General features: G+C 53.7%; 21 protein-coding genes and 1 pseudogene. 9 read left to right on the top strand and 13 right to left on the bottom strand.

The window, feature by feature from the left end; all coding sequences use genetic code 11:
* Positions 1-191: 191 nt before the first annotated feature.
* The 6 genes from AC2TEL_RS20750 to AC2TEL_RS20725 all read right to left on the bottom strand — a co-directional run bounded on the left by AC2TEL_RS20750 (position 192) and on the right by AC2TEL_RS20725 (position 6,017).
* Positions 192-872, bottom strand: a complete 681-nt coding sequence (locus AC2TEL_RS20750) for an IS6 family transposase (protein ID WP_480906724.1) — start codon at positions 870-872, stop codon at positions 192-194.
* Positions 873-1,061: 189 nt separating this feature from the next.
* Complete coding sequence (locus AC2TEL_RS20745; RefSeq protein WP_480906715.1) at positions 1,062-2,090, bottom strand: hypothetical protein; 1,029 nt, start codon at positions 2,088-2,090, stop codon at positions 1,062-1,064.
* Between the two features lie 132 nt (positions 2,091-2,222).
* Positions 2,223-2,831, bottom strand: a complete 609-nt coding sequence (locus tag AC2TEL_RS20740) for an adenylate/guanylate cyclase domain-containing protein (RefSeq protein ID WP_480906712.1) — start codon at positions 2,829-2,831, stop codon at positions 2,223-2,225.
* A 1,107-nt stretch (positions 2,832-3,938) separates the two neighbouring features.
* Complete coding sequence (locus tag AC2TEL_RS20735) at positions 3,939-4,658, bottom strand: hypothetical protein (RefSeq protein ID WP_480906709.1); 720 nt, start codon at positions 4,656-4,658, stop codon at positions 3,939-3,941.
* A 119-nt stretch (positions 4,659-4,777) separates the two neighbouring features.
* The gene (locus tag AC2TEL_RS20730; protein ID WP_480906707.1) at positions 4,778-5,266 is read right to left on the bottom strand and encodes a hypothetical protein; all 489 of its coding nucleotides are present in this window, start codon (positions 5,264-5,266) and stop codon (positions 4,778-4,780) included.
* Positions 5,267-5,372: 106 nt separating this feature from the next.
* Complete coding sequence (locus AC2TEL_RS20725) at positions 5,373-6,017, bottom strand: YcaO-like family protein (protein WP_480906704.1); 645 nt, start codon at positions 6,015-6,017, stop codon at positions 5,373-5,375.
* 388 nt (positions 6,018-6,405) lie between these two features.
* Here AC2TEL_RS20725 and AC2TEL_RS20720 point away from each other — a divergent pair, with 388 nt between their 5' ends.
* The 5 genes from AC2TEL_RS20720 (at position 6,406) to AC2TEL_RS20700 (ending at position 12,683) form a co-directional block, all read left to right on the top strand.
* Positions 6,406-6,861 (top strand): hypothetical protein, encoded by a 456-nt coding sequence (locus AC2TEL_RS20720; RefSeq protein ID WP_480906702.1) that lies wholly within the window; start codon positions 6,406-6,408, stop codon positions 6,859-6,861.
* A gap of 24 nt (positions 6,862-6,885) precedes the next feature.
* Entirely contained in the window at positions 6,886-8,538 is a 1,653-nt protein-coding gene (locus AC2TEL_RS20715) for a hypothetical protein (RefSeq protein WP_480906699.1), read from the top strand.
* A gap of 553 nt (positions 8,539-9,091) precedes the next feature.
* Positions 9,092-10,642: a hypothetical protein gene (locus AC2TEL_RS20710; protein ID WP_480906696.1), complete on the top strand. Its 1,551-nt coding sequence runs from the start codon at positions 9,092-9,094 to the stop codon at positions 10,640-10,642.
* A complete protein-coding gene (locus tag AC2TEL_RS20705; RefSeq protein WP_480906694.1) occupies positions 10,639-11,373 on the top strand; it encodes an HAD-IIB family hydrolase in 735 nt (244 codons plus the stop codon). Before AC2TEL_RS20710 ends, AC2TEL_RS20705 begins: the two co-directional genes overlap by 4 nt.
* 35 nt (positions 11,374-11,408) lie before the next feature.
* Positions 11,409-12,683, top strand: coding sequence for a glycosyltransferase (locus AC2TEL_RS20700; protein ID WP_480906691.1), 1,275 nt, complete (start codon positions 11,409-11,411; stop codon positions 12,681-12,683).
* A 426-nt stretch (positions 12,684-13,109) separates the two neighbouring features.
* Here the strand turns inward: AC2TEL_RS20700 and AC2TEL_RS20695 are convergent, their stop codons facing one another.
* From AC2TEL_RS20695 to AC2TEL_RS20685, 3 genes are all read right to left on the bottom strand, one after another.
* Positions 13,110-14,708 carry an FAD-dependent monooxygenase gene (locus AC2TEL_RS20695; protein WP_480906721.1) on the bottom strand — a complete coding sequence of 533 codons (1,599 nt, stop codon included), beginning with the start codon at positions 14,706-14,708 and terminating at the stop codon, positions 13,110-13,112.
* A 582-nt stretch (positions 14,709-15,290) separates the two neighbouring features.
* Complete coding sequence (locus tag AC2TEL_RS20690) at positions 15,291-15,932, bottom strand: VPLPA-CTERM sorting domain-containing protein (RefSeq protein ID WP_480906688.1); 642 nt, start codon at positions 15,930-15,932, stop codon at positions 15,291-15,293.
* Positions 15,933-16,195: 263 nt separating this feature from the next.
* Positions 16,196-16,879: an IS6 family transposase gene (locus AC2TEL_RS20685; RefSeq protein WP_480843039.1), complete on the bottom strand. Its 684-nt coding sequence runs from the start codon at positions 16,877-16,879 to the stop codon at positions 16,196-16,198.
* A 48-nt stretch (positions 16,880-16,927) separates the two neighbouring features.
* On the opposite strand from AC2TEL_RS20685, the gene AC2TEL_RS20680 reads away from it, so the two are divergent.
* The gene (locus AC2TEL_RS20680) at positions 16,928-17,077 is read left to right on the top strand and encodes a helix-turn-helix domain-containing protein (RefSeq protein WP_480906718.1); all 150 of its coding nucleotides are present in this window, start codon (positions 16,928-16,930) and stop codon (positions 17,075-17,077) included.
* Between the two features lie 248 nt (positions 17,078-17,325).
* Here AC2TEL_RS20680 and AC2TEL_RS20675 read toward each other — a convergent pair whose 3' ends face one another.
* From AC2TEL_RS20675 to AC2TEL_RS20660, 4 genes are all read right to left on the bottom strand, one after another.
* The gene (locus AC2TEL_RS20675; RefSeq protein WP_480906686.1) at positions 17,326-17,466 is read right to left on the bottom strand and encodes a hypothetical protein; all 141 of its coding nucleotides are present in this window, start codon (positions 17,464-17,466) and stop codon (positions 17,326-17,328) included.
* Positions 17,467-17,732: 266 nt separating this feature from the next.
* Positions 17,733-18,536 carry an SDR family NAD(P)-dependent oxidoreductase gene (locus AC2TEL_RS20670; protein ID WP_480906683.1) on the bottom strand — a complete coding sequence of 268 codons (804 nt, stop codon included), beginning with the start codon at positions 18,534-18,536 and terminating at the stop codon, positions 17,733-17,735.
* Positions 18,529-20,031 carry an AMP-binding protein gene (locus AC2TEL_RS20665; protein WP_480906680.1) on the bottom strand — a complete coding sequence of 501 codons (1,503 nt, stop codon included), beginning with the start codon at positions 20,029-20,031 and terminating at the stop codon, positions 18,529-18,531. Before AC2TEL_RS20665 ends, AC2TEL_RS20670 begins: the two co-directional genes overlap by 8 nt.
* Positions 20,028-21,182, bottom strand: coding sequence for an acetyl-CoA acetyltransferase (locus tag AC2TEL_RS20660; RefSeq protein ID WP_480906677.1), 1,155 nt, complete (start codon positions 21,180-21,182; stop codon positions 20,028-20,030). The genes AC2TEL_RS20665 and AC2TEL_RS20660 overlap by 4 nt, the downstream gene beginning before the upstream one ends.
* Positions 21,183-21,258: 76 nt before the next feature.
* Between AC2TEL_RS20660 and AC2TEL_RS20655 the strand changes: the two genes are divergently transcribed.
* From AC2TEL_RS20655 to AC2TEL_RS20645, 3 genes and pseudogenes are all read left to right on the top strand, one after another.
* The gene (locus tag AC2TEL_RS20655) at positions 21,259-21,807 is read left to right on the top strand and encodes a LuxR C-terminal-related transcriptional regulator (protein WP_480906676.1); all 549 of its coding nucleotides are present in this window, start codon (positions 21,259-21,261) and stop codon (positions 21,805-21,807) included.
* Between the two features lie 148 nt (positions 21,808-21,955).
* Positions 21,956-22,252 (top strand): annotated as a pseudogene (locus AC2TEL_RS20650) (tyrosine-type recombinase/integrase); the annotation flags it as partial.
* Positions 22,253-22,450: 198 nt separating this feature from the next.
* A complete protein-coding gene (locus AC2TEL_RS20645; protein ID WP_480906673.1) occupies positions 22,451-23,362 on the top strand; it encodes an ornithine cyclodeaminase family protein in 912 nt (303 codons plus the stop codon).
* Positions 23,363-23,748: the final 386 nt, after the last annotated feature.

Raw genomic sequence — 23,748 nt, 5'->3', positions numbered from 1 at the left:
CCTGTTCGGCCCGCAGCCAGATCTCGGGCTGCAGCGATCCTTCCCGCGCCGCCACTGGCCAGGGCAGATCGGTGGGCGCCGCCCCCGGCTCCGGCGCTTGCGGCAGAAACCACAAATCCTCCTCGGGCACCGGATCAGGGATCTGTTGCAAAGTTTCTTACTGACCGAAGAGTTGAAACCGAACCTGCGGCTTATGCCGCCAGTTCTGCAAATTGACGAAACGGGCAGATTCCGGGCGTGATTTGGCCTTTGCGGATCATGTGCGTCACTTCGATTCCGTCCAGTGTAGCAGCCGCTGAAGCAAAGGCCTTGAACCCTAACATCGGCCGAGTTCGTCTCTTGATGAAGCGATGGTCCTGTTCCACGATGTTATTCAGATACTTCCGCCTGACCATCTCGATTGGGATCGGGCATCCAAAGCCCTTCAGCATCTTGTTAATGGCTTTGACGCCAGCCGTGTTAGCTCCGCTTTTGTCAATGACAATCTTTCTCGGAAGGCCGTTGACCTCCAGCATCCGCGCGAAGAATTTGGTGGCGGCGGGTTTGTTTCGGCGCTGCGAAAGCATGAAATCAAGTGTCTTGCCGTGCTTGTCGACAGCTCGATAGAGATAAACCCACGCTCCTTTCACCTTGATGTAAGTCTCGTCCATTCTCCAGGAACGGTCGCACGGTCCCTTTCGCCTGCGCGCAACATCGGCAATTGCACTAGCGTATTTTGTCACCCAACGGTTCAGCGTCGTGTGATCTACCGCAACGCCGCGCTCGGACATGATTTCTTCAAGGTCACGGTACGACACGCCGTATCGAAGGTAGAAGAACACAGCAAAAAGGATTACATCCTTGGGATATTGTGCGCCTTTAAAGGAGATCATGAGTAGTCTTTCGGCAGATAAACACCAGCGGCTATTCACTCTCTGCATTCTCAAGCGTCAATCGTCAAAATTTGCAACAGAACCCATTCAGCTTTTTACCTTAGAGCTTCTTCAATCCTAAACAGACAATCGACAAACCACTAAGCACGGTACATTTTTCCGCCGTCGAATTAACAATTAGACGCCCAATTATTTGCAGTTTGCCGGATCAGCTTGGCAATTTGCCAACCGTTGTCTTTGTTGAATTAGGTCGGCCTCCGCTTGTAAAGCGGCCGCTTGATCGGCTGCGGACGGTCCTTGAAGACTTTCAGAGACAGACCCAATTAGATCGACAGCATCATTTGCCCCTGATGTTGACGCGTATCTTATTTTTGTAAGTGCACCGGAATCATCAAAAGCAACTTCAAAATCAGCAGTTCCGAAGGCCGGCCGGTTGGGCAACGGGATCTCGTATTCGTTTCCTCGTAGAGCAAGCAACACAGCGCCTTCCCAAAAACTCTCTTTGTTGTTGTTGATGTGTACTCCAAAACTCACTTTTGTCAGCTGCCTAGCTACCAATGATTGATCTGAACCGTTGGGACCGAATGTGACCGGACGACGAAGTGGCTGATTCCCAGACTTTCCGATTCTGATGTGGGTGTCACCAATCCAGCCTCTGAATGCTTTGTGGTATTGTTCGCTCTCTCTTGTAGGTTGAATTTCCTGATGAAACCCAGAATAGAATCTTTCTACTTGGGCGGAGTATTCAATGACAACTTTCTGCCTTTCGCCTTCTTTTTGCCCTGAGTAATCAGAAATTAGATCGCAAACGTCTTTGGGTTCTGTTAGTTCGTCGCGTTTTTTTGCAAGAACAGGAGAGGCCGTATTAAGCACCGATTCTATGACCTGTTTCGCCGTACCGGTCTGAGTTGAATTGATGCCCATTAATCGTGCATCCGGATAAAATTGAACAGTGGCATCAGGATCGGTGAATGTCCCTTTCAATTTCTGAAGGTCGAATTGCTGTGGGGCATCCAGATCCGCCGAGTTTGTTATGACGGGGCTTACGGAGCTGGAAACAATCAAAAAGCCGGTGTCTTTGTCTCCACTACAAAGAAGCGTGCGCGTAACATCCATCCGCAGTTCACTTTTAGTAAGATAATAATTTGTTGTCGCATCTGGAATTTCTCCGCAACTGGCAACAAAAAGAACCGAAAGAAAGCAGTGCTTGTAGTTCATAGTTTCACCTCACCAATCTTACTGTCTTGCATGTATGGATGGCATGCAGTGTTACGGGGAGTTGACGCAGTTTTTTCAAACAGATTTCAGCCTAATTGATGTGGTTCAAAGCCAATGGCATTCAGTAAACCGTTAGCCCCCGGCCTTACCAGCCAATTGGGAACAACTGGTTTGAATCGCGTACAGCTGCCATTCTCCCGGAACTCCCCTCAAATTTTGCGTTCTAACATGTTGAAAATCAAGCTCTGAGCCAATTGTCGTGTCCTTAACAGTTCCAGATGTCAAAATTTGACCAGAGGACGCGTTGCCTAAAATTCGAGCTGCGATATGCACAGTTAGTCCACTAATGTCTGAACCGCGACGCTCGCACTCGCCAATGTGAACGCCTGCTCTTATCTCCATGTTGATGCGCGAAACACGCTTTCGTATTTCTTCTGCGCATCGAATAGCGCGAGTGGGACAAGGGAAGGCAGTGATGAAACCGTCTCCAGTGGAGTTTATGCTCTGACCTCCATATTCTCTGACCAGTTCGTGGACTATCTCATCGTGCAGGTCTAATATCGCTCTCCACCGACGGTCGCCAAGCGCCGCCAAGATCTTGGTGGATTCAACAATATCCGTCATCATAATGGTTAATAAAATAGGTTCACCAGATGCACCATTACGGTCGCAAGCCAAGTCATCCTTGGTTTCACTAAAAGGCAAATCCTTATCACCAGCCCTTATGATGTGATCGTCCACGGATACTTGCGTTCGTAAGCTTTGATTTATTGGAACGGGTGTAGCGCACAAGACCGGGCGAGAAACTCTACGTTTCATTAACTTTCTCCTAAGTTCGCGCTGGCATTCCGGGTGCCAGTATGTAGAGCTTTGCATTGGTGCGTAAGTCAAACGTCAGGCAGGTGTAAAAATAACGCCAAACATCAACCAAAATTAAGAAATTTGTGTGCGATAGTCTCGTTTCGCTCACAAGCCGGCTCGCTTCAGTTCACTGCTTATCCGCCGGATAGGATCTGGATTCTTATGTAAAACCGGGTTACGATATTCCCCAGCTTTGAACTCAGGGTCGCTCAGCAGTAGTTTTTATCTAATGCTAGGGCGGTATCGAGGATACAATTGTGCATTGGGGTCATCTAGCAATAGACAATCTAAGCCCAGGTTGACCCAAATCCAGCAGGGCGGGTGGTGTACTAGTTCCAAGGCATGTCTATATAGATTTACTGCTTCGTGATACTTACAAGCCAATCCTAGAAGAACTGCCCGATATGCGATAAATTCTGGGCTGTTGGGAATGTCGGCAGATTTCCTGGTAATTAACTTACAAGACTCCTCGAACTTTCGGTCAAACATCAGTGAGAATGCCTTAAGTGCTTGACCGTGGACATTCTGGGGTGACATGTCATCTATTTGGCTGACTAAATCGCGCATTTGTTGCGTTGCTTTATCTGGGTTGGACGACCAACACAGCCGAATTTCGTCCATATGCGCGAAACCAAGGTACGTCTTTGCAGCTATGAAAGTCGGGTCAATTTTAACCGCACGCTCGTAGTGGTAGCAGGCAATTCGGTACGAATGGCGCCTATTCTGAACCTCCGCGACTCGACCGAGTTGCAATTGCTCCCAAGCTTCTATTGTGTCTGACGTCAGCCCAAAGCAGAAATGCTCAACCTGCAGGCCGAGCGGGAAGCCGATCTTCGCTGCAAACGCGGAATGCCTGGTCGCGAAAAAAAGCGGACATTCGATGTCAAAAGAGCTTGCCAAAAAAACGCAAGTGCTTTTCGTGCCATTGCAGCAGAGATGCATGTATTGGGCTTGTCTGCGACAATGAATCCAGAACAGTGTTTTGCGCTATGGATTATCTTTTGGGATAGGTGCGACTGCGGTTGCGGTCTCCTTTGCTCCGACACAGTTGTCCAAAATGCCAAGATATTGATTCAGACGCACAAGCTCTGCTCCTCCATTCTCCAAGGTGTTCAGCATTCTTTCTTCTGCTTCTGAAACTGAGATGCTGCCAATCAGATCATCGCGGATGTTTTCGTAATTTGCGACGGTGCGAACTAGTGCTTCCCTGGTTGTAATCTTAATTTCTTCGATAGCCCCGAAGGTCGCAGCTCTAGCGACTCCTTTTGTCAGATTGCTGGTGCCATCAAGTAGAAAAGCCCCCATACCAGCTGCTGTGGAGATGCAGTTCATGCGCTTTGCTGCGACATAGATGCCCTTGATCGTAGTTTGCGAGAGTGTTCGCGTTGCTACCGATGTAGCTCCGGCACCAGCAAGCGCAGTGTTTGCTAGTGCCGTGTCTGAGGCGCTACCGACATAGCCTTTTACAAATGATGCCGCCGCGATAAACGTCACGAAAGCCAGCGCATCTTGATCGTTGGAGGCCTCTCTTGCCGCCTCTGAATATGCAGCGGACAGCAATGCGCTGTGTTCCTCCAATTCCACTAGACGTGATCTACTTGTTACGGTGTTTTGAGCCAAAACAGCCTTTTCATTTTTAATTAGGTGCTTCTCTGCGCAGCCGCCTAGCAATGCCATAAGTGCCAGAAATTTTGAAACTTCGTTCATGGCGATCTCCCGGATTCTTCTCAAGCCATTGGTGGTTGAACGACAAACAAATATTCTCAGACAGTCGTTCTCAGTGTGCCTTGCGACCAGAGAGTCTGGCCGCAAGGACTTTCGGGAGATCAGCGTCGCCGTTTTGCAATTTGGCGCGCACGCATCGCGGTCGCACGAAAAGCTGTCTGCGTAAATCTGTATTCACCTGAACCCGGCTCGTAGGTGAAGCGAAGCGCGCCGCTTGGATCTTCTGCCTCAAGGACTCGGTGACCATTTACAATTTCGTCGGTTACGCGCAGCTTGTCACCAAATGCCCAGCCGCCATAGACGGCACCTTCATCTGTACGAAGCACGATCTCATAAAAGAATGGAAACTCTTCTGAATCGCTTGGCATCCGGAAAATTAGGTCGATGATTTCTTCAGACGGAGCCTCATCTTCGCCAAGCCAAACCGCCGTGATTGGTGCTTCCATCAGATCGCCGATGGGATAAAAAGGCGAACCATCGTACCATAGGAATTGAGTCACCACGATACCAACAGGGTCCGCTTTTTCGAAGTCACGGATTCTGGGTCCAAATTCTGCATAGTCCCGATCAAATAGTAACGTACCAGCCATGTTTTCACTCCTCTGAATGGCTTTCTTGAAAGTGAGTGAAAGATAGACTTGGCGGATAATTGTAGCGTCAAAGCAACGTCAAACTATTAGGCGAATGGCAGAGAATTCAGTCCAATAGGACTCGTGCCACCGGCACGGCTAGTTCACTTGCCGTCATGTCAAATACTCGAACCCGCCTTCCGGTGACCTGGTGAACGATGTCGGGCAGAGAGATATGCATCTGGGGTGTTTGGTCGATGGGCTTCGGTGCTTGGCTAACTTTGGTGTCCAAAAACCGGGCCGCTCCGCGATATAGCTTTACTTTGTTCTGTTGCCTCACATCTAGATTTTCGATTGCTAGCCCGTGTCGCTCGATTTCTATCATGTTGCGCCAGAGTAATATTGCTTCCTCTGCAGCCCGCTCGACGGTCCTGTCGGCGGTGCGTCCAGCGGCAGATCCTATTGTTACACGACCGCCGTCGTAGTCACGACAAATCGCCCTAGCTACGACATAGCCGTGGCTTGATTGATGCATTGCCAATTTAAGTTCGCGTAGTTGATCTTCGAGATACCCTAGATGCCTATTCAGCACTCCAAAGTCTCTTGAGGTATATTCAAAAAAATCTGAAATGAGCTCTCCGTTCTCTCGAATATGATGATGCTCCAACATCTCGAAGAGCGCGCGCTCTGCTGCCTGCTCGAACTGAGCACCTGCCGCCGCGCCGCGACTAGACGCCTCTTCTCGTGTCGGTGCCCCAATGGTCAAATCCAAAATATGTGCGGCCTGGGGCTCACCTCCGGCTGTCGATGTTGGGCTAAGTTGGGTAGAGCGAAACTTTGAGTATTGAAGTGAGTATCTTTCAGCTGCCTCCGTGAGCGCCATAAGCGAAGCTATATCTCTATTCTGCCCGACACCTGAACCGACCCTAAGCGCCAATGGCCCTTTTGGAGGTTTGCAACCAGGTGGAAGAGTTGTCGTTGCAACTGCCGCAAAAAAAGGGAATCCTGCTGGCAATTCCAAAACGTGAGGAGACGACAAAACCCCAGCTTTGACCGAGGCTTCAAGTGCGACTCTTAAATCTTGTACTTGCTCTGACACAGTATTTGATGAGACATTAACCGATAATTTAGCTAAGTCATTTTAGCGGAGGAGCCAAAACATGGCACGACTTAAATTGAAACGGGGTGTCACTTACCGTGATGTGGGTGATGTCATCGCTCGCCTTGCGTCGGCATCGCGGAGCGGGTTGCGGGACGAAGAACAAGCACTCCTCAGAGAATTTCGGTGTTTGATTGATGAAACGGATGAGGCAATAGCCGACCTGTCAGTTAGTACACTTGAGGATAGGCGTATTCCGGAGGTAGCCGCTAACTCCGTGTATTTGAACCTTCATTTTGATAGGACCATCGGTGATACTGGGCAGCGACTACGAATTGTCAACGTTGTCGTGCCTGACTTCGATGGCAAGCTTCTTGATGTTGCCCGTACGGGAGGCTTTCCACGGGAGATAATGGAAAACGGCGAAAGTGCAGACTACAACGATTCTCTGTTTGACCTTAGCGCGGTGGCCAAAGAGGCATTCGGATTCATCGTCATTTGTGGCTGTGCAGGCTGAATTCTCTGCAGTCAAGGTTAGCGCATGGATGAGTCAGAAATCCGCGAGACCAGAAACGAGCGCTATCGAATAACACTTTTCGGTCCCTTTGCTGTCCTTACCACTGAAGGCGTGGATGCAACCCCTCCAGGACGTAAGGCGAAAGCACTTCTTGCTATTCTGGCGCTGGCTCCGAATGGTAGGCGTACGCGCGGTTGGTTAAAGTACAGATTATGGAGCGGTGCTACGGAAGACCGCGGAAGTGCCAGCCTGCGACAAGAATTCAGCGCGCTTAGAAAACACTTCAGTAAATTTGGATGCCAGCCACTCCAGTCTATCGGTGACGACATCGTTATGGATTTTAGTTGTATCTGGGTAGATGTACGAGATGGCAGCCCGGATGCACACCGTGAGCTTCTTGAAGGTATGGATGTTGGTGATCCAGAGTTCGAAGATTGGCTAAGCGAAGAACGCGCGTATTGGTACGGTCGTTTGGACCAGAGCGCTAACTCAACGCCCGAACATTCAAGCCTAGTCAAAGAGCAGGTGACTGCGAGGCGCCTCTTTCCTAGTTTGGCATTGCATTCTTTTGAAGCCATCGGTGACCTAAAGGATTTGAGTTCATTTGCCGTAGGTTTGACTGAGGAGCTAGACGCACTGTTGGACTCAGTTTCGGGTACCTATCGGATTATCTCCCCGAAGTTTTCCAAAGAACAAGAAGCTGATTTCGTCATGACAGGCAGCGTAAGAGGAGATCGAATCTTTCGTGTTCACGCCCGAATTATCAGACTCCATGATGGTACCAAAGTGTGGAATGGTCGCTACGACGTCGACCGTTGCGACGAAATGCACGAAATTGAGAGGACAGCCCGACGTATTATTGAGGGTTTGCAGCTCTCCCTAAGCGATGGCAACTGGGCCAACTATTGGGTTGAGGCAGAGACTACCACAAGGGCTTGGGAGCTGTTTCAGAAAGGACGTGTGCGTGAAGCGGCTGCACGTCGATTAGCTCTCCAAGACGCGATTTCGTTCTATCGTGAATCAATCAAGGCCGATCCAGAATTCCTTCAGGCACGAATATCACTCGGTTTTTGCCTGATTGATGGGCTTAGAATGTGTCTGCACTATGCGCCTGAAGCGGCGGCGCTGGAAGCTGCAGAAATTGCTGACGACATTGAACGACGCGCTCCAGACAATATTTATGGCCAGGCGTTAAAGGCGTTTGTTATGTGTTCAAATGGCCGTTTTGGTACGGCTTTAGGAATCATGCAATCCGTGGTCGAGGAGACCCCAAGAAGCGCTGAGTTGATTTCGTACCTTGCGGCCGTACATGGCTATCGTGGAGATTATCAACGTGAGCAGCTACTCTACCGTCACGCGCTTGATCTGTCACCATTCCCTCCTGTGTGGATACGAACCAACCTAGCTTTCTCACTTCTAATGTCTAACGTGGGCGACCCAAAAGAGGTACTGGGCTTCGTGCTGGGCGAGGAGCCAGACAACCCTCGGGCATTGACAGCGGAGACGGTCCGCCTCGTTCGTGCCGGTGCAATTGATGCCGCTCGCGAAACATCGTCCCGACTGCTAGAAATCGACCCGGATTTTCGTGCGCGTCGTTGGCGCTCTAAGGCCTTTACCTTAGATCGACATGCGCATCGGAAAATTGCGCATGACTTACGCGCTGCTGGGCTGGACTGAGGCTGCGCTTATTTCTCGCTCTTTAGAATAGACTTTGCAAAGTCAGTTTTCCTGCGCATTTCTGTCATTGGGGGATCGCGCAGCATCGGTCAACGTGGGCCCGCTGCGGACCTCAGAGGCCGCGCAGCATTCGCGCGCGAGCCACCAGCCTCATAGATGAGGACGGCCCAAAGCCGACCTGGCGCACAGCAACCGAATGCTATGTCTGCGCACGCATTGCCGACCTTCGCTGCAGGTGCGAAATTCGGTGTCAGGCAAACGACAGTTCTTTGCATTTGAGCGATGATTAAAGGCTTCCAGCCCTCGCTTGAACAGACAAGCGGAATTCAACAAATCCACTTTTTCTTGGGGGAAAGACAGCATGTTCGGGGGATAGTACTGAAATTTACAACAAAACAGCACGCTGAAAACAAACATTGAGACTCGGATGCCTGATTGTCTCAGTTTGAAGTTTGCGTACATCCTGTGCGGGTCACATTGCGTGAGCGGAATCACAAAGCGCTTTCGTTTCTGACATGTTGCATAGCGACAATCCCTACGACATTCTAAAGCAATGTACGCTTCACATGGATTTTTGCAGTCCGATATCGGCGATGTCGACGTTGTCCATCACGACGGGCTTTACCATCTTTTCCACCTAGTCTTACCGAACCACGATTTCATTGCTCATGCAGTCAGTAAGGATGGCATGACCTGGCGTCGTGTTCGAAACGCACTGTTTGTTGGAGATCCGGGCGCTTGGGATGACGACATGCTATGGACCATGCATGTTACTCCGGATCCCGAACGCGACGGTTCGTGGCGGATGTTCTACACTGGGCTGACACGTAGTGAATACGGTCGGGTTCAGCGTGTAGGATGTGCCAGATCGGATGATCTTTACACTTGGGAGAGATGCGACAAGGGCTCATACCCACTCGAGATCTCTGGGAAGTGGTATGAATCGAGCGTCGATGAGGGCCGGAACTGGGTAAGTTTTCGGGACCCTTTCTTTTTTTGCGACCCGGCATCGGGCGAGCGTTTGCTCTTGTCTTCCGCGCGGGTTAAAGAAGGCCCGATTGTCCGCCGTGGCTGTGTTGGCGTCGCCCGTGAAACAGCACCAGACACTTTCGAATTTGGTCCGCCCCTGTGCTATCCGAGGCTTTACGACGATGTTGAAGTTCCCAATCTTGTTCAAATCGAGGGGCGTTATTACCTGATCGGCTCGATCCGTGAGGATACGAAAATCAGGTATTGGTACGCAGACGACATTGAAGGACCCTACAAGAATTTTGCTGACAATGTCCTGTTGCCTGAGGGTAACTATGCGGCGCGGATTTGTCGTGTGGATGACCGGCTCCTGCTATTCAACTTTTTTCAGCGACGAGTGATTTCCTACGGTAAAGAAGTCATTACGCGCCTTTTGCCGCCCCCAAAAGAATTGACCACGGATGACGCGGGCCGTCTGATATTACGCTCGTTTCGCGGTTTCAATGCGAACGCACACAGTCCCTTTGAGGTGACTCATCCCGCAGAATTCGACGCGATGTTCGGTAATCCGCATGCATCGATCCATGGCGATAGTGGAAGTGTTCACGTGTCTTGTCCAAGCGGGTTCGAGGCATTTCTATTGCCGGGTGAACACGAGGATTTTCGATTGCGCGCACGCATTCAGCTTGAAGGTCTCGGCAAGTGCGGGCTGGTTCTGCGCTGTTCCGAGGAAGGTGATGGGTACTACCTGTCGCTCGACCTGGTGAAGGGGTACGCCCAGATCAGGCGTTGGGGGGCCAATCCGCGTCCCGAGTTCGAGAACGCCTTCGACTATGAAACTCTGCAAAGCGGTAATTTCGTCACCGATAATGCAAAGCAAGAATGGGAGATCGAAGTGGTCTCGCACGGTACGTACATCGAATTTTCGATTGGGGGCCAGGTTACCTTATGCGTCGTCGACGACGCGTTCCTAAAGGGACGGGTTGGATTTTATTCGGAATCTGCGCAGCTCAAGCTCGACGGGATTAAGATGGAACGGCTGTTGCGATCAGTCAGCGAGGAGGAGACGGTCTATACCTCGACCCGCCATTCGGAATTGAGAATGCCGGCAGCCGACGCGCCTGCAGCCTCATGAATGCGATGCCGAACGAAGGGTTTCGTCGATGGCTGCTGGTAAGTGATATTGATGATACCTTGATCGGGGATGCGGACGCGTTAGCGGAACTCGCCCTAGCGCTGCAAGATGCGGGAAAGCACGTGACGTTTGCCGTCAACTCCAGTCGGCCTGCGGCCAGTGTTGCGACCACTCTGGCAAATGACTTTCCTGATACACTGCGCCCCGATGCGGTCATTACTGCCCTGGGAACAGAAATTTCGGTTGAAGGGGCCGGACTGTCAGCGTGGCAGTCCCGGTTTTCCGGTTGGCCACATGACACTGTTTTCTCAGTTCTCGCGGACCTCGGCCATCATCCACACGACCAAATTTATCAAACAGAGCGCAAGGTCAGCTTTGCCGTCCCTGAACAGGCACAAGCTGAGGCGCGCAAGACTTTGTCCGAGGCGGGGATCGATTGCGAAATTATCGTGTCTGGTCGTGACGACTTTGACGTTTTGCCCAAAGGGACTGGCAAGGCGGCGGCAAGCCTGTTCGTTGCCAGCTATTTCGGGATTCAACCCGCCTATATGGTTGCTGCTGGCGACAGTGGTAATGATCTGGATATGCTTCTTGCGGTGCCTAACCGCATTGTCGTCGGAAACGCACGACAAGAATTGATCGATGCGTTGGAGCCCGCATCATTTTATCACGCGACGAAGCAGTACGCAGCAGGTGTGCACGAAGGACTTCGGCATTTTGGCGTGTTATAAACTACAGCACAACCTGCAAAAGGGATGCGGCTAATATGAGCAACGGCAATTCAGGTTCGCTATTGATGATTTCACTGCACGGCTACGTGGCGGGTTCACCCGAACTTGGGAAGCCGGACACTGGTGGACAAGTCGTCTTTGTGATGGAGCTTGCCAAACGGTTTGCGCGCCTTGGCTACACAGTGGATGTCGTAACACGGCGGTTTGAAGATCAGGCTGCAGAAGACCGGATAAATGAGAACCTGAGAGTATGGCGCATCCCTTTTGGTGGGACCGATTTCATTCGCAAGGAGGATATGCACGACTGGTACGGCGATTTTGTTTCGAACCTGTTGGCCGCAATTCGAAAACACGGTCTATCCTACGATGTGGTGAACAGTCACTACTGGGACGCTGGTGTTGCAGGCCAAAAAATCGCCGAAGAACTGCAGATACCTCATATTCACACGCCTCATTCTCTCGGCTGGTGGAAAGCCAAGGATATGAAAAGCCTCGGAGAGGGCAAAGCTGCAAACTACCGTTTTGAAGAACGCATTCAAAAAGAATTCGTACTATATCGTAGCTGCGATCACGTTATTGCAACAAGTGAACAGCAAGTTCAGTTGATCGAAGATCACTACGACCTTCCGAGCGAACATATATCCATGATTCCTCCGGGCATTGATGAACAGCGGTTTACTGCGGTGACTCCGACACAGGTTGCCGAAATTCGCCAAAGGCTGAATATGTCCCATAATGATATCTATGTTGTCGGCCGCGCTGCAACAAACAAGGGATACGACTTGATCATACAGGCGCTGCCGCATCTGCGGGCCTTGCAACCGAACGCCCGTCTGGTTCTCGCAGCTGGGGCAAATTCAAACGATGATAAAAAGTTGATCGATAGCTGGAAGAAACAGGCAGCGGATTTGGGGGTCGCGGATTTTGTCGATTGGCGTGGGTATGTGGCGGATGACGATCTTGCTGACTACTACCGCGCGCCAGGTGTTTTTGCGCTACCCTCGCGCTATGAACCTTTCGGAATGACCGCTGTGGAGGCTATGTCGAGTGGGACGCCAACAGTTCTGACCACGCGTGGCGGTCTTTTTGAACAAGTCGAGTTTGGTCGTCACGCGCTGATAGCCGACCCAACGCGCCCACAGGAATTTGCTGCAATGGTAAACTTGCCCATGCAACACCCCTGGTTGCGAGAGAAACTCATGGTAGAAGGCGCAAGGTTTGCCCGCCGAACATTTGGCTGGACAGGTATTGCACGCCGAACGATCGGGATTTTCGAAACTTTCCGGGGCAAGTATCAATCAGTGCTTTGAATTGGGCTCTGTCGCATTCTTTTCTGCAGTACGACTGATTCTTGGAATTTCTGTCATTTGCCAAATCCGCGGACAGGATTACGCTTGCAGACGTTTATTTGGCGTCGAACGAAAGGCTGATAGCTGGACGTGGCGTCGACGTCGATCTTCACACTGCAGCGTAGAGACGGACCTGCAAATATACGTTGCAGAAGTCCTCGATGATATTGAACAAAGCCTTGTGGACCGCCTTCGCGAAACAACGATCACAGATGTTCACCCTAGCAGCTGCGGCTGTTGAGAGAACTGAGCTCCTGGCGGCCCGAACCGGACCTTCACTCGATAGTCTCCATGCTGCGGCGCGGCCCGTCGAATCTGCCGTTCGTTGTGAGCGCAAAATAAAAGGTTGCCTGAACTCGCGATATGCGGGACAAAATTGTCATTAGTTCAATGAGCCACGCCGATGTTTTGGAGATATGACAGGACTTTCTGCAAATCAGGGGATGCTGACCGATAACCCAGATGCCCGTCGGGGCGTATCACACAGAGCATCTTTCCCTTGCCCCCAAGCCTTGCGTGCAACTGACCACCGCTGTCCAACAACGTTGATTTATCAAGGGTCTTGGCTGGCGCGCGCAAGGAAACTAAATGAGTCGTAGTCTGATCCGGATCTGCGCCTGCATGAACGGCAAGCAGCAACTCTGATCCCCACACAAAGTCGTTTTCAGTGGCCTTACCCAATGTGAGGAAGACATGTGCGCTGGTTCCAGCGATCAGGGCATGGAGGTTAAAGTGTTCGCCGCCGTATTTCAGGCCCATGGCATCGCCGACCCGCGCGCCTATAGCCGTACGCAGGGGCGAGTCAGAAATTGCCGCATTCTCCTCAACTACAACGTGGCTCTTGCCATAAGCGAAGGTGATTTCTGATTCCAACAGAGCTGCATGTTTCTGGCCCTCTTTCGTAGAAAGGAATTCAATCAGGCCTCTGCGTGCCTCATCAGCGTCGGGGGCCATGCGCTCATAGGCTTCCTCTCCTGATTGGACAATGTTCTGATCGACAACCCGGCGCTCTGACTCATAGGATTCAATCAGTTCATCGCCTGCCGTGCCAGCGGTAATCGCCGCCAACTTCCAGCCCAGATTATACGCATCCTGGATACCTGCGTTCATTCCGTGGCCTTCAATCGGATTTGACGCGTGGGCAGCGTCTCCAGCAAGAAATACACGGCCCATTCGGAAGTGGCGAGCCAAGCGCGAATGAGATCGAAAAAACTGCGGATCTTCCGTGTTAGCCAACTTTACGCCAGGTGAAATGACGGCCAAACGCTCCTCGGCTTCCAACAACGCGCGGCCATCTGTCTTCTCAGGGCGAAAGTAGACTCGCCATCGCTGCTTCCCGAGCGGAAACGGGATCACATTGGGTGGTTCGAGCTGGGCAGATACCAAGCGTCGGGAGTGTTTCCAACCTTCCAGTTCCGTGTCTACGACTCCCCAGAGCTGAGGGTAGTCATGGCCGTCAAATCGGTCGCCAATAGCTCCCCGGACTGCACTGTGGTAGCCGTCCGTACCCACCACCCAGGAAACTTCCAGTTTGTTTTTGCTTTGATCCTGCCTGCGCAGAGTCACTAGACAGTGAGTACCGAGGTCTTCCAGGCCAGTGAATTCCACGCCACGTTCTATAGACCCGCCGAGGGCAATCAGTTGTTCTGTGAGCAGTTCCACCGTGATGTTCTCGGGGATGGAAAGAATGTTGGGGAAAGGGCTGTCGAGCTCGGCGAAACGGTAGTTGGCCACCTGTTCCGAGCCGAGAAAGAGGTTGACGCCCTCCACCAATTCGCCACGCGACAGGAAGCGCTCCGCAATTCCTAAGTCTGACAGGATCTCCAGACTACGGGACTTGATGAAAATCGCCGCACTCCGGGCATTCGTTTCCTGTAAGTGGTCAATGATGCGGAAGGGCACGTTACGCCGCGCAAGTTCGATGGCCAAGACTAACCCCGTCGGCCCGGCCCCGACGATGAGTATAGGTCGGTTCGAAGCAGTCACGTTTTCATACCAATCCAATGCCTCAACATTTCAAACTCCATACTTCGTTCTAGAGCCACGCGATTTGGTTGGCATAAGTAGTTGTCGTTTGACATTGATGCTACCTAGATCCCTTGAACCGAGAACGGCATTCATTCAGGTGGAAGGGTGACTCGATGACTGGCTTAAATCAACACTACTTCCCACCGCTCCGCTGCCGTTCTCCGGGATAAGCATGTATAGTCGCTCGCAGCCCGAATCAGACATAGGCAACCTAGCCGTTCAAATGCCGACATGGAGGACAATTCGGACTCTTGCAGGAGCGGCAATTGCTGGTACAAAAACCATCGCAGTTACGACGAACCAGTCCCTGCACTATTGCTATATCGCCGAGCTCGTCTTTCAGTGGAGCTCGTTGGTTAGCGATTACCGCCGTTGATACGGATTCCGATGAGATGCGGCAACGAGGAGCGTTATGCCAGTTCGCTCCTTTGTGTGTTGATTGCCTTGACGGTAATCTGCACCAATCCCGTGCTCCGGGACATACGCCCACCACTCCGACTTAACGCCAGCCGCATCGGTATCTAAACGGCTGGTATTTTATCATTGAGCCTTCTTCAAGTTTCGTGTGAATACAGAAAATGCTCCGATCCCAACTAGCAATAACCACCCTGTGGCCGGTAGCGGTACGGGTGCTACAGTCGCCGGTGGTATCGTCGACATGCTTAGTGAAATCAGATCGCGATGTGGAAAAAGTGCACCTCCGGTTCTGTTTATGCCTTCGCATGAACCACCGGATATAAAGCAATAACCTTGACTTGATTGTCCGTTGAGAACACCGTCCAACTTGTTCGACGTGGCGGGATTGCCGTTGAACACTAGCGCCAATGTAGAGGTCGCGGGTGTAGGGTTATTTGCGTCGAATTGGTTAATAAAGAAGCTCGTGTAGAACCTACCGTCATTCGGCGAATAGACAGCTTCCCCAGACCAACCGAAGACAACTTTGTCCCAACTGATAAGGCAGCAATTGGTCTTAGTTTCCCCGGTGTTTGCCGTTAACGATACATTTGAAGCGGTAAATTGAGATGGGTCGTAATCGAAGCTTCCTACCAGTGCAGGCTTATTGCTATTGCTGCTTTCAAATTCGCCGGTAACGAACCAAGTCTGAGTAATCGCAAAGGCTGGTGTTATTATCCCGCTCAGAAACAAAAGCGCAGCCAGAACTCGGCAGACAAACGGTCGCATGATGGTCCCCTAATCTTGTTAAATAAAATTGAATTTTAACACATTGTGGCTTCAAATGCAGCAATACTCGTAATAGCTGCCGTTTGTGGGTGCTCAAGTCTCGATACTTTGGGCTCAGTGTTGCCATTCTTTTCAGCAACCATGATTGGCGGATCCAGCCCAGAGCGGAGAAACGACGGCTCTTCGTAATCCGACGTGATCAGCACCGTGGGGTTCTGTCGCAATTTTCATTGAAGGCTGGGGAGATGGCGCAGGTGGGTTGATTATCCTGCCAGTTGAACAAATTGTTGAAACGGACGGACTCCGGGCGTGAATTGACCTTTGCGGATCATGTTAACCAGTTCGATACCGGCTAGGGCAGATGCAGCTGAATCGAAAGACTTGAAACCCAGCATTGGCCTGATCCGACGCTTGATGAAGCGATGGTCTTGTTCAATGATGTTGTTGAGGTATTTCCGTCTGACCATCTCAATCGGTACCGGACAACCTAAGCCTTTCAGCATCTTGTTTATTGCTTTGATGCCAGCTGTGTTCGCACCGCTTTTGTCGATGACAATTTTCCGTGGCAAACCGTTCGCCTCAAGCGCACGAGCGAAGAACTTAGTCGCAGTCGCTTTGTTCCGGCGCTTGGATAGCATGAAATCAAGGGTCTTTCCGTGTTTGTCGATGGCGCGATAGAGATAAACCCACTCACCCTTCACCTTCACATAGGTCTCATCCATGCGCCATGAACGGTCGGCAGGGCGCTTTTTGTACCGTGAAGCATCAGCTACAAGACCGGCATATCGACTCACCCAACGGTTCAGCGTCGCGTGATCCAGTTCAACGCCACGTTCAGCCATGATTTCTTCCAGATCCCGGTAAGACACGCCGTATCGGAGATAGAAGAAAACAGCATACAAGATCACTTCTTTCGGAAAGTGTGCACCCTTGAATGAGATTGTCACGGTCTGCTCCTGTAATTTGGAGCATGCGCTACCAAAACTAAGCTTGACCTGACAGGTGGGAACAAAGTTTGCGACAGAACCACCGATATTGCCCACAGTTTAGGATACTCAGATCAGGCGAATTTCACGAGGGCATTTACGCGTTGGGCCGGCAGGCCACCAAGCTCCCTACGGTGCGGAGGGGCTACCGTCAGATAGACGATGCCGTTCCATGTTCTGCAGCACAATGGGCACTTCACAGGCACCGTCTTGGCTATTGCGCTGAAGCTTCGGACCAGCTCAACTGAGTTTTTCACAACTCGTCAGCTTCCGGTATCTGGCCGATTTCGGTCACACGGTTCATAGGGATTAAGTTTGTGACCAATGAACTCTAGGTAGACATGCAGCGGAGTTGAGTAGTCGTCGCGCATTCGGAGATAGAGGCGATACGATCCGGCCCATTGCGGTCACTCGATCATCGGCCCGAATGCTGCGGTCGCAGCCCGCATTGCGGACCTTCGCTGCAAGCGCAAAACCTTGGGCGAGGTCAATTCACTAATTGCGGACAAACCGGACTTTTGGTCTTGCAGCCAAAGCAGGCGCAGCACTCGTTCGCTCCTGCGGCAAAACGCATACCGCGATGCGACTCGTTTTCCGTAGCAGTCATTGAACGCGCCAATTTGGCGCCGAATCCAAACCGGCCCTTCGCTTCATACCGTGGCAACTGGAAAGGTGCGGGCGAAGCCTCCTATTGCAGTCGCGGCTGATGCTCATGCAGAAAGTGTGAAAACGCTCGCTCGCACAGCGTCGGGACTATTGCTGCGCCGCCGCAGGAGGGGGTTGAACCCAAGGCGGCGAGTTTTGCGCCTTGCGCTCACTGCGCGGTCCAGCCGCCATCAACTGGGATCGATGTACCGGTAACATTATGCGCCTCGCGCGCGCAGAGCCAAAGCGCAAGCGCGCCAATTTCGGAGGGGTCGGAAGTGCGGCGCGAGGGTTGTTTTTCAGCCAGCAGATCGGCAATTCCTGCGGCTCTGTCGCCGCCATGCGCGGCAGCGCGGGCCTGCACCTGCGGTTCGATGATTGCGGTCTCGGTCCAGCCCGGGCAGATGCAGTTTACCGTTACGCCGCCCGTTTCGCGGCTGCCCCGGCTGGCGTATTCCAGCGCTGCGACCCGCGAGAGCCCGACCAGCCCGAACTTCGATGCCACATAGGGCGCCTTGTTCACGGAAGCCACCAGCCCATGAACCGAAGCGATATTGACCACACGGCCGTACCCGCGCCTGGCCATTTCCGGCATTGCCAGCCGCATGGTGTGAAAAGCCCCCGTGAGATTGACACCAAGCACCGCATCCCATGTGGCGGCGTCCGCCTCGGCCAGGGAAACGGTTTTTTGAATACCCGCGTTATTGGCCAGAATATCGGTGCCGCCCCAGTCTTCCATCTCGGCCATCATGGCCTCAATCGCCGCAGTGTCGCGCATATCGGCGTCGAAGAAACGCGTTTCAGGTGCGCCCGCGACAGTGACCCCGGCCATTGCTTCCTGGGCCTGTTCCGGGCCAGCCAGCCCATGCACCGCCACGCGGGCGCCCGCCCCGGCAAAAGCTTTGGCCATAGCCAGCCCGATACCCTGGATCGAGCCCGTGACCAGAGCGGTTTTTCCTGTCAGATCAGTCATGCTTCGTCTCCTGTTGCAAGCGGGCGCGCAAATCGGTTTTCAGCACCTTGCCGTAATTGTTCTTGGGAAGTTCCGGCACGAAAACGTAGTCTTTCGGCCGCTTGAACCGCGCGATCTGAGACAGGCAAAGGGCGTCAAGCGCCTCCCGACCGGCGTTCCCCACAACAAAGGCCACCACCTCTTCCCCCCATTCCAGGTGGGGCCTCCCGATCACTGCCACTTCGGACACATCCGGGTGTGACAGCAGAACGTCTTCGACTTCACGGGGATAAATATTTGACCCGCCCGAGATGATCATGTCCTTCGAGCGGTCCAGCATCGTGACATAGCCGTCTTCGCTCATACAGCCCATGTCCCCGGTCCAGAGCCAGCCATTGCGGATCGACTTGCCGGTGGCCTCGGGGTTGCGCCAGTACCCCTTCATCACCGTCGCTCCGCGAACGGCGATCTCGCCGGTCTCTCCCGCGGAAACCTCGGCGCCGGTGTCATCGACGATACGGACCAGAACGGCGCTTTGGGCTGTCCCAACCGAATTCAGCCGTGTGCGCCATTGCGGGTGGCTGCGATCTGCCACTTCGCGGCGGGAAAGGGCCGTAATGCCCATCGGGCATTCGCCCTGGCCGTAGACCTGCACAAAGCGCGCGCCCATTGTTTCAACGGCGTCCAGGATATCGGCCTCATACATCGGCCCGCCGGCATAGACGATCGTGCGCAGGCCCTGGCCGTCCTGGCCGGTTTTCCTGGCGTAATCCACCAGGCGGCGCACCATTGTGGGGGCCGCGAACATGGAAATGCTGCCGGCCGATTGCCCCAGTGAGAGGATTTCACCCGGATCGAACCCCCCGCTTTCCGGCACCACGTGACGGGCACCGCGGAGCACGTGCATGAAATTGTAGATGCCTGCCCCGTGCGACATCGGCGCGGCATAAAGGATGGCGTCTTCCGGCAGCACATCGTCGACATCGGTGAAATAGGAATAGGTCATGGCCGCAATATTGCCGCAGGTGATCATGACGCCTTTGGGCTTGCCGGTCGTGCCCGACGTGTAAAACAGCCAGGCCATGTCATCAATGTCCAGTACTTCCGGCCGCGCCATAGGGTCATACTGCAGAAGCGCTTGCCACTCCGCTCCGTCCGCCGAAACCGCCGGTCCCGCCAAGCCAGGCCCCAGCTTATCGTCGCTCAGCGTGACAGCGGCACCGGCGTTTTCGATGATCCAGCCGGCCTCTTTCGGGTGGAGCTTGGCATTGACCGGCACCGCCGCCGCGCCGGTGAACCAGATGCCGTAAAGGGCAATCAGGTATTCGACCCGGTTGCCCATGAAGATGGCAACCCTGTCGCCCTTGGAAACGCCGCGTGCAGCCAGGCCCGCGCCGAGCCGTGCCGCAGCATCGCGGAAACCCGCATAGTCCATCACGGTCTGGTCCCCGGCTATCAGGGCAGGCCGCGTTCCGCCGCGCTGCGCAGTTCGGTGCAGCCACTCCGCGGGGTTCATGACCAGGCCTCCAGAATGGAGCAATAATTGGCAACGCCGGAACCGCCCATGTTAAAAACGCCGGCCAGCCCGGCACCGGGTTTCTGCAGCGGCCCGGCCTGCCCGGTGACCTGCTGCGCGGCAAGCACATGCATGGACACGCCCGTGGCACCGACCGGGTGGCCCTTTGCCTTCAGCCCGCCGGACAGGTTCACCGGCAAGGCGCCGCCGGCCATGACGGTGCCATCTGCCACTGCTCTGGCACCCTGGCCTTCCGGCGCCAGGCCCATTGCCTCGTAGATCATCAGTTCGGCGATGGTGAAGCAATCATGCACCTCGGCCAGATCAAGGTCGCCGCCATTGATGCCGGCCTCCTGATAGGCCAGTTCAAAAGCGCGCGCAGCCCCGGCAAAGCGGGTCATGTTGCGGCGGGACATGGGCAGAAAATCATTGACCTGGCACGCGGCACGAAAGCCCGCAGCGCATTCGAATCCGCCGCGGTCTTCGGCTACCATCACAAGTGCGGCAGCACCGTCGGAAATCAGCGAGCAGTCGGTCAGCCTGAGCGGCGGCGCGATCATGGGGTTCTTGTCACCAGGTGTGTTGCAGAATTCAAAGGTCACGTCCCGGCGCATCTGCGCCAGCGGGTTGGCATGCGCGTTGGCATGGTTCTTGACGGCAATCCGAGCCAGCGTTTCGGACTGGTCGCCATAGGCCTGGAAATAACCGCTGGCGATCCGGCCGAAAATCTGCGGGAAGCTGACCCCTGCCTCTTCGGTCTGATACGAGGCCCCCGCCAGCGCCTCGGTCACTCCCTTTGTGTCAAGCGAGGTCATCTTTTCGGCTCCGATCACCAGAACGGTCCGGGCTGATCCCGCCCGGATGGCATCGCGCGCCGCATAGACGGCCGCCGATCCGGACGCACAGGCGTTTTCCACCCGGGTGGCAGGAGTGAACCGCAGGCGCTCATCCAGCCCCAGCACAAGCGACGACGCAAAAGCGTCAGGAACCATGCCGCTGTTGAAATGCCCCAGCCAGATTCCGTCAATCTCCGCAGGGTCCACGCAGGCCATCTCGATCGCTTCTGCGGCAGCGGCCTTGATCAGGTCTTCGAAACTCTGGTCCAGCGCGCCGAACTGCGTGTGCCCCCAGCCTACAATCTTTGCGTCCATATCCGCCTCCCTTGACTTGATGACAGGCTAATTGTGTAACTTCGGCAGCGCGATCCGTGTAATTACGTAGTTTCCCATGAATGCCGACCTTGAGTCCCTTGCTTTCGAAAATGCCCCGATAGGGCTGATATATGCCGAGAACCGCCTGATCCGCCGCTGCAACCGGCGGTTTGCGCAGATGTTCGGATACCGGGCCGGCGATCTCGATGGGCGTTCTCTTTCAGTGCTTTACCCGTCCATGGAGGAGTACCGGCGCATCGGAGACCTTGGGTTGCGCAAGATGCAAGGCACCGGAGAATACGAAGACGAGCGCATCATGTGCCGAAGGGACGGTGCTAATTTCTGGTGCCGGGTGCGGGGGCAGTCTCTTGATGTGGACAAGCCTTTCGCCCGGTCGGTCTGGAGTTTTGCCGATATCTCCGAGCAGCGTCCAATCACCGAGATGACTGCACGCGAGCGGCAGGTGGCCAAGATGATGGCCGAAGGGCTGACCAGCAAGGAGATCGCCCGCGGGCTTGGCATTTCGCCAAGAACGGTTGAGGTGCACCGCGCACGGCTGCTGGAAAAATTCGGCGCGCGGAACTCGCTGGAACTGATAGCGCGGCTGACAGGCGTGCCGATTTAGAGAGTGTATTGACTTGCACGCATGCGGAGTTGCGGTCTTCGTTGCTGATATATCTGGCCGCCAACTTGATGGCGTCTGAAAACCGGCTGACAAAGCCACCATTGGTTCGTCATCCCGCCGCGTCAGTTTTTCCCGAGCCTCCCGCATCGACCGGCCTCATGTATCGGCACGGCAATATGCACGGCTTGTTCGTGGATGGGTGTTCTCAATCGGCCTCGATCCGGGCGGATACGGCACACATTCCTTGAGGCGCACCAAGGCCGCGCAGTTCTATCGCAAGACAGGCAACTTGCGCGCGGTCCAGCTGGTGCTGGGCCACACCAAGGTGGACAGCACGGTGCGATACTTGGGCGCTGAACTTGAAGATGCTTTGAGCATCGCCGAGAAGATCGGCATCTATGGGGTGGGCGAACGGTTTCGGCCGTTCGCTTTCCTAGACCGGTGATGCCTTGATAACATACCTATGACGGTATCGAGCCCACTTCGACTGATGCTGCAATGGAGACAGATGACCGCAAAGTTGCAGTCGATGTCTGATGGTCTAAGATACGGGCCAGTACTTCGTTGAGCCGCCTGATACGATTCAAAGGGTGACACGGTCGGAGATTTCTAGGCTGAAATATACCAAGAGCAGGACATTGAGATGACCGTGTTTATTTCGTTCGAAGAGGGCGAAAAAAACCTCAATTGGATTGCGCTTACAGACGCTTTTATTAAAGGGCACTTCCTACCAAAAGCTGAAGTCGCCGATGTGCTTCTATACCGTGGTGGCAACACGCTCTTGAATCGGTCAGCATGGATCGAAGGCATGGGACTTGCGGTGAAATGTGCCACAGTCTTTCCAAATAACGCGATTTCGGGCAAACCCACGATTGGGGGCGCAGTCAATCTCTTCTCAGATCAGGACGGAGCGCTGGTGGCGTTTGTCGATTTTCACCTTGTTACGAAATGGAAAACCGCAGGGGACAGCCTTTTGGGCGCACGACGCCTCGCGCGCCCTGATAGCAACCAAATTCTCATTGTTGGCGCAGGCACCGTCAGTCACTCCCTTCACGCAGCTTACAGCGCGCTCTTCCCGAATGCTAAATTCACCGTCTGGAATCGGTCACCCAAGGGAGCCGAAGAATTTGCCAAGGTTTATCCCGGGACCAACGTAGCCACCAGCCTTGCTGACGCCGTTGAGCAGGCGGACATCATCACATCTGCCACCATGTCGACCGATCCTTTGCTGAGGGGGGAATGGCTGCGGCCAGGCCAACATGTAGACCTTATCGGGGCCTACCGGCCAGATATGCGTGAGGCCGATGATGAGGTGCTGCGCCGAGGACGCGTCTTCGTCGACAGCCGGGACACCACAGTTGATCACGTCGGCGAGTTGATGATCCCAATCTCGAAGGGCGTTATAACTCAAGATGATGTGATTGCGGACTTCTATCAGATGGATCGCTTGCAGCGAGAAAGTGACGACGAGATCACCGTGTTCAAAAACGGAGGTGGTGCGCATCTCGATCTAATGGCGAGCTGCTTCATACTGTCATCCTGGCAAGCCGCTTGAACAGGCCACGGCATGCGCGTTGAAAGTGGAACAACGCTTTCGATTTCAATTTTCCTTCTAATTGGATTTCTCAGTTTTACAGCAGACGGTCCCGTATCGGACATTGCCCAAGATAATGTTTATGGCCGCTCTGTCCGCAACCTGTAGATTGCCGCATACAATCTCGTTGCATCCCGAATGAATGGCGGCTCTTCACGTCGCACAGCGGCGTTGAAAAAAAGATGCGGTCGCGGCGTTTTTCGTGCTGCGAGCGCACGCAACGAAAAAACTGAACTCACAGGATGGGCTCCTTCCAGACCTCGGTGCTGTCGCAGCAGAGACCACTGCCCCGCTATCAGGTGATCACGCAGGCGGCCCTTTGCGGACCTTAGCAACCAAGTCTGGAT

Source organism: Ruegeria sp. HKCCD9138, assembly GCF_057220975.1.
The sequence above is the reverse complement of the archived record's forward strand: the minus strand, read 5'-3'. Positions and strand labels throughout refer to the sequence as shown.

Bases quoted from the DNA above. Each gene is read 5' to 3' on its own strand.
- AC2TEL_RS20750 (WP_480906724.1), bottom strand. From the start codon at position 872: ATGATCTCCTTTAAAGGCGCACAATATCCCAAGGATGTAATCCTTTTT.
- AC2TEL_RS20745 (WP_480906715.1), bottom strand. From the start codon at position 2,090: ATGAACTACAAGCACTGCTTTCTTTCGGTTCTTTTTGTTGCCAGTTGC.
- AC2TEL_RS20735 (WP_480906709.1), bottom strand. From the start codon at position 4,658: ATGAACGAAGTTTCAAAATTTCTGGCACTTATGGCATTGCTAGGCGGC.
- AC2TEL_RS20730 (WP_480906707.1), bottom strand. From the start codon at position 5,266: ATGGCTGGTACGTTACTATTTGATCGGGACTATGCAGAATTTGGACCC.
- AC2TEL_RS20720 (WP_480906702.1), top strand. From the start codon at position 6,406: ATGGCACGACTTAAATTGAAACGGGGTGTCACTTACCGTGATGTGGGT.
- AC2TEL_RS20715 (WP_480906699.1), top strand. From the start codon at position 6,886: ATGGATGAGTCAGAAATCCGCGAGACCAGAAACGAGCGCTATCGAATA.
- AC2TEL_RS20710 (WP_480906696.1), top strand. From the start codon at position 9,092: ATGTACGCTTCACATGGATTTTTGCAGTCCGATATCGGCGATGTCGAC.
- AC2TEL_RS20705 (WP_480906694.1), top strand. From the start codon at position 10,639: ATGAATGCGATGCCGAACGAAGGGTTTCGTCGATGGCTGCTGGTAAGT.
- AC2TEL_RS20700 (WP_480906691.1), top strand. From the start codon at position 11,409: ATGAGCAACGGCAATTCAGGTTCGCTATTGATGATTTCACTGCACGGC.
- AC2TEL_RS20690 (WP_480906688.1), bottom strand. From the start codon at position 15,932: ATGCGACCGTTTGTCTGCCGAGTTCTGGCTGCGCTTTTGTTTCTGAGC.
- AC2TEL_RS20670 (WP_480906683.1), bottom strand. From the start codon at position 18,536: ATGACTGATCTGACAGGAAAAACCGCTCTGGTCACGGGCTCGATCCAG.
- AC2TEL_RS20665 (WP_480906680.1), bottom strand. From the start codon at position 20,031: ATGAACCCCGCGGAGTGGCTGCACCGAACTGCGCAGCGCGGCGGAACG.
- AC2TEL_RS20660 (WP_480906677.1), bottom strand. From the start codon at position 21,182: ATGGACGCAAAGATTGTAGGCTGGGGGCACACGCAGTTCGGCGCGCTG.
- AC2TEL_RS20655 (WP_480906676.1), top strand. From the start codon at position 21,259: ATGAATGCCGACCTTGAGTCCCTTGCTTTCGAAAATGCCCCGATAGGG.
- AC2TEL_RS20645 (WP_480906673.1), top strand. From the start codon at position 22,451: ATGACCGTGTTTATTTCGTTCGAAGAGGGCGAAAAAAACCTCAATTGG.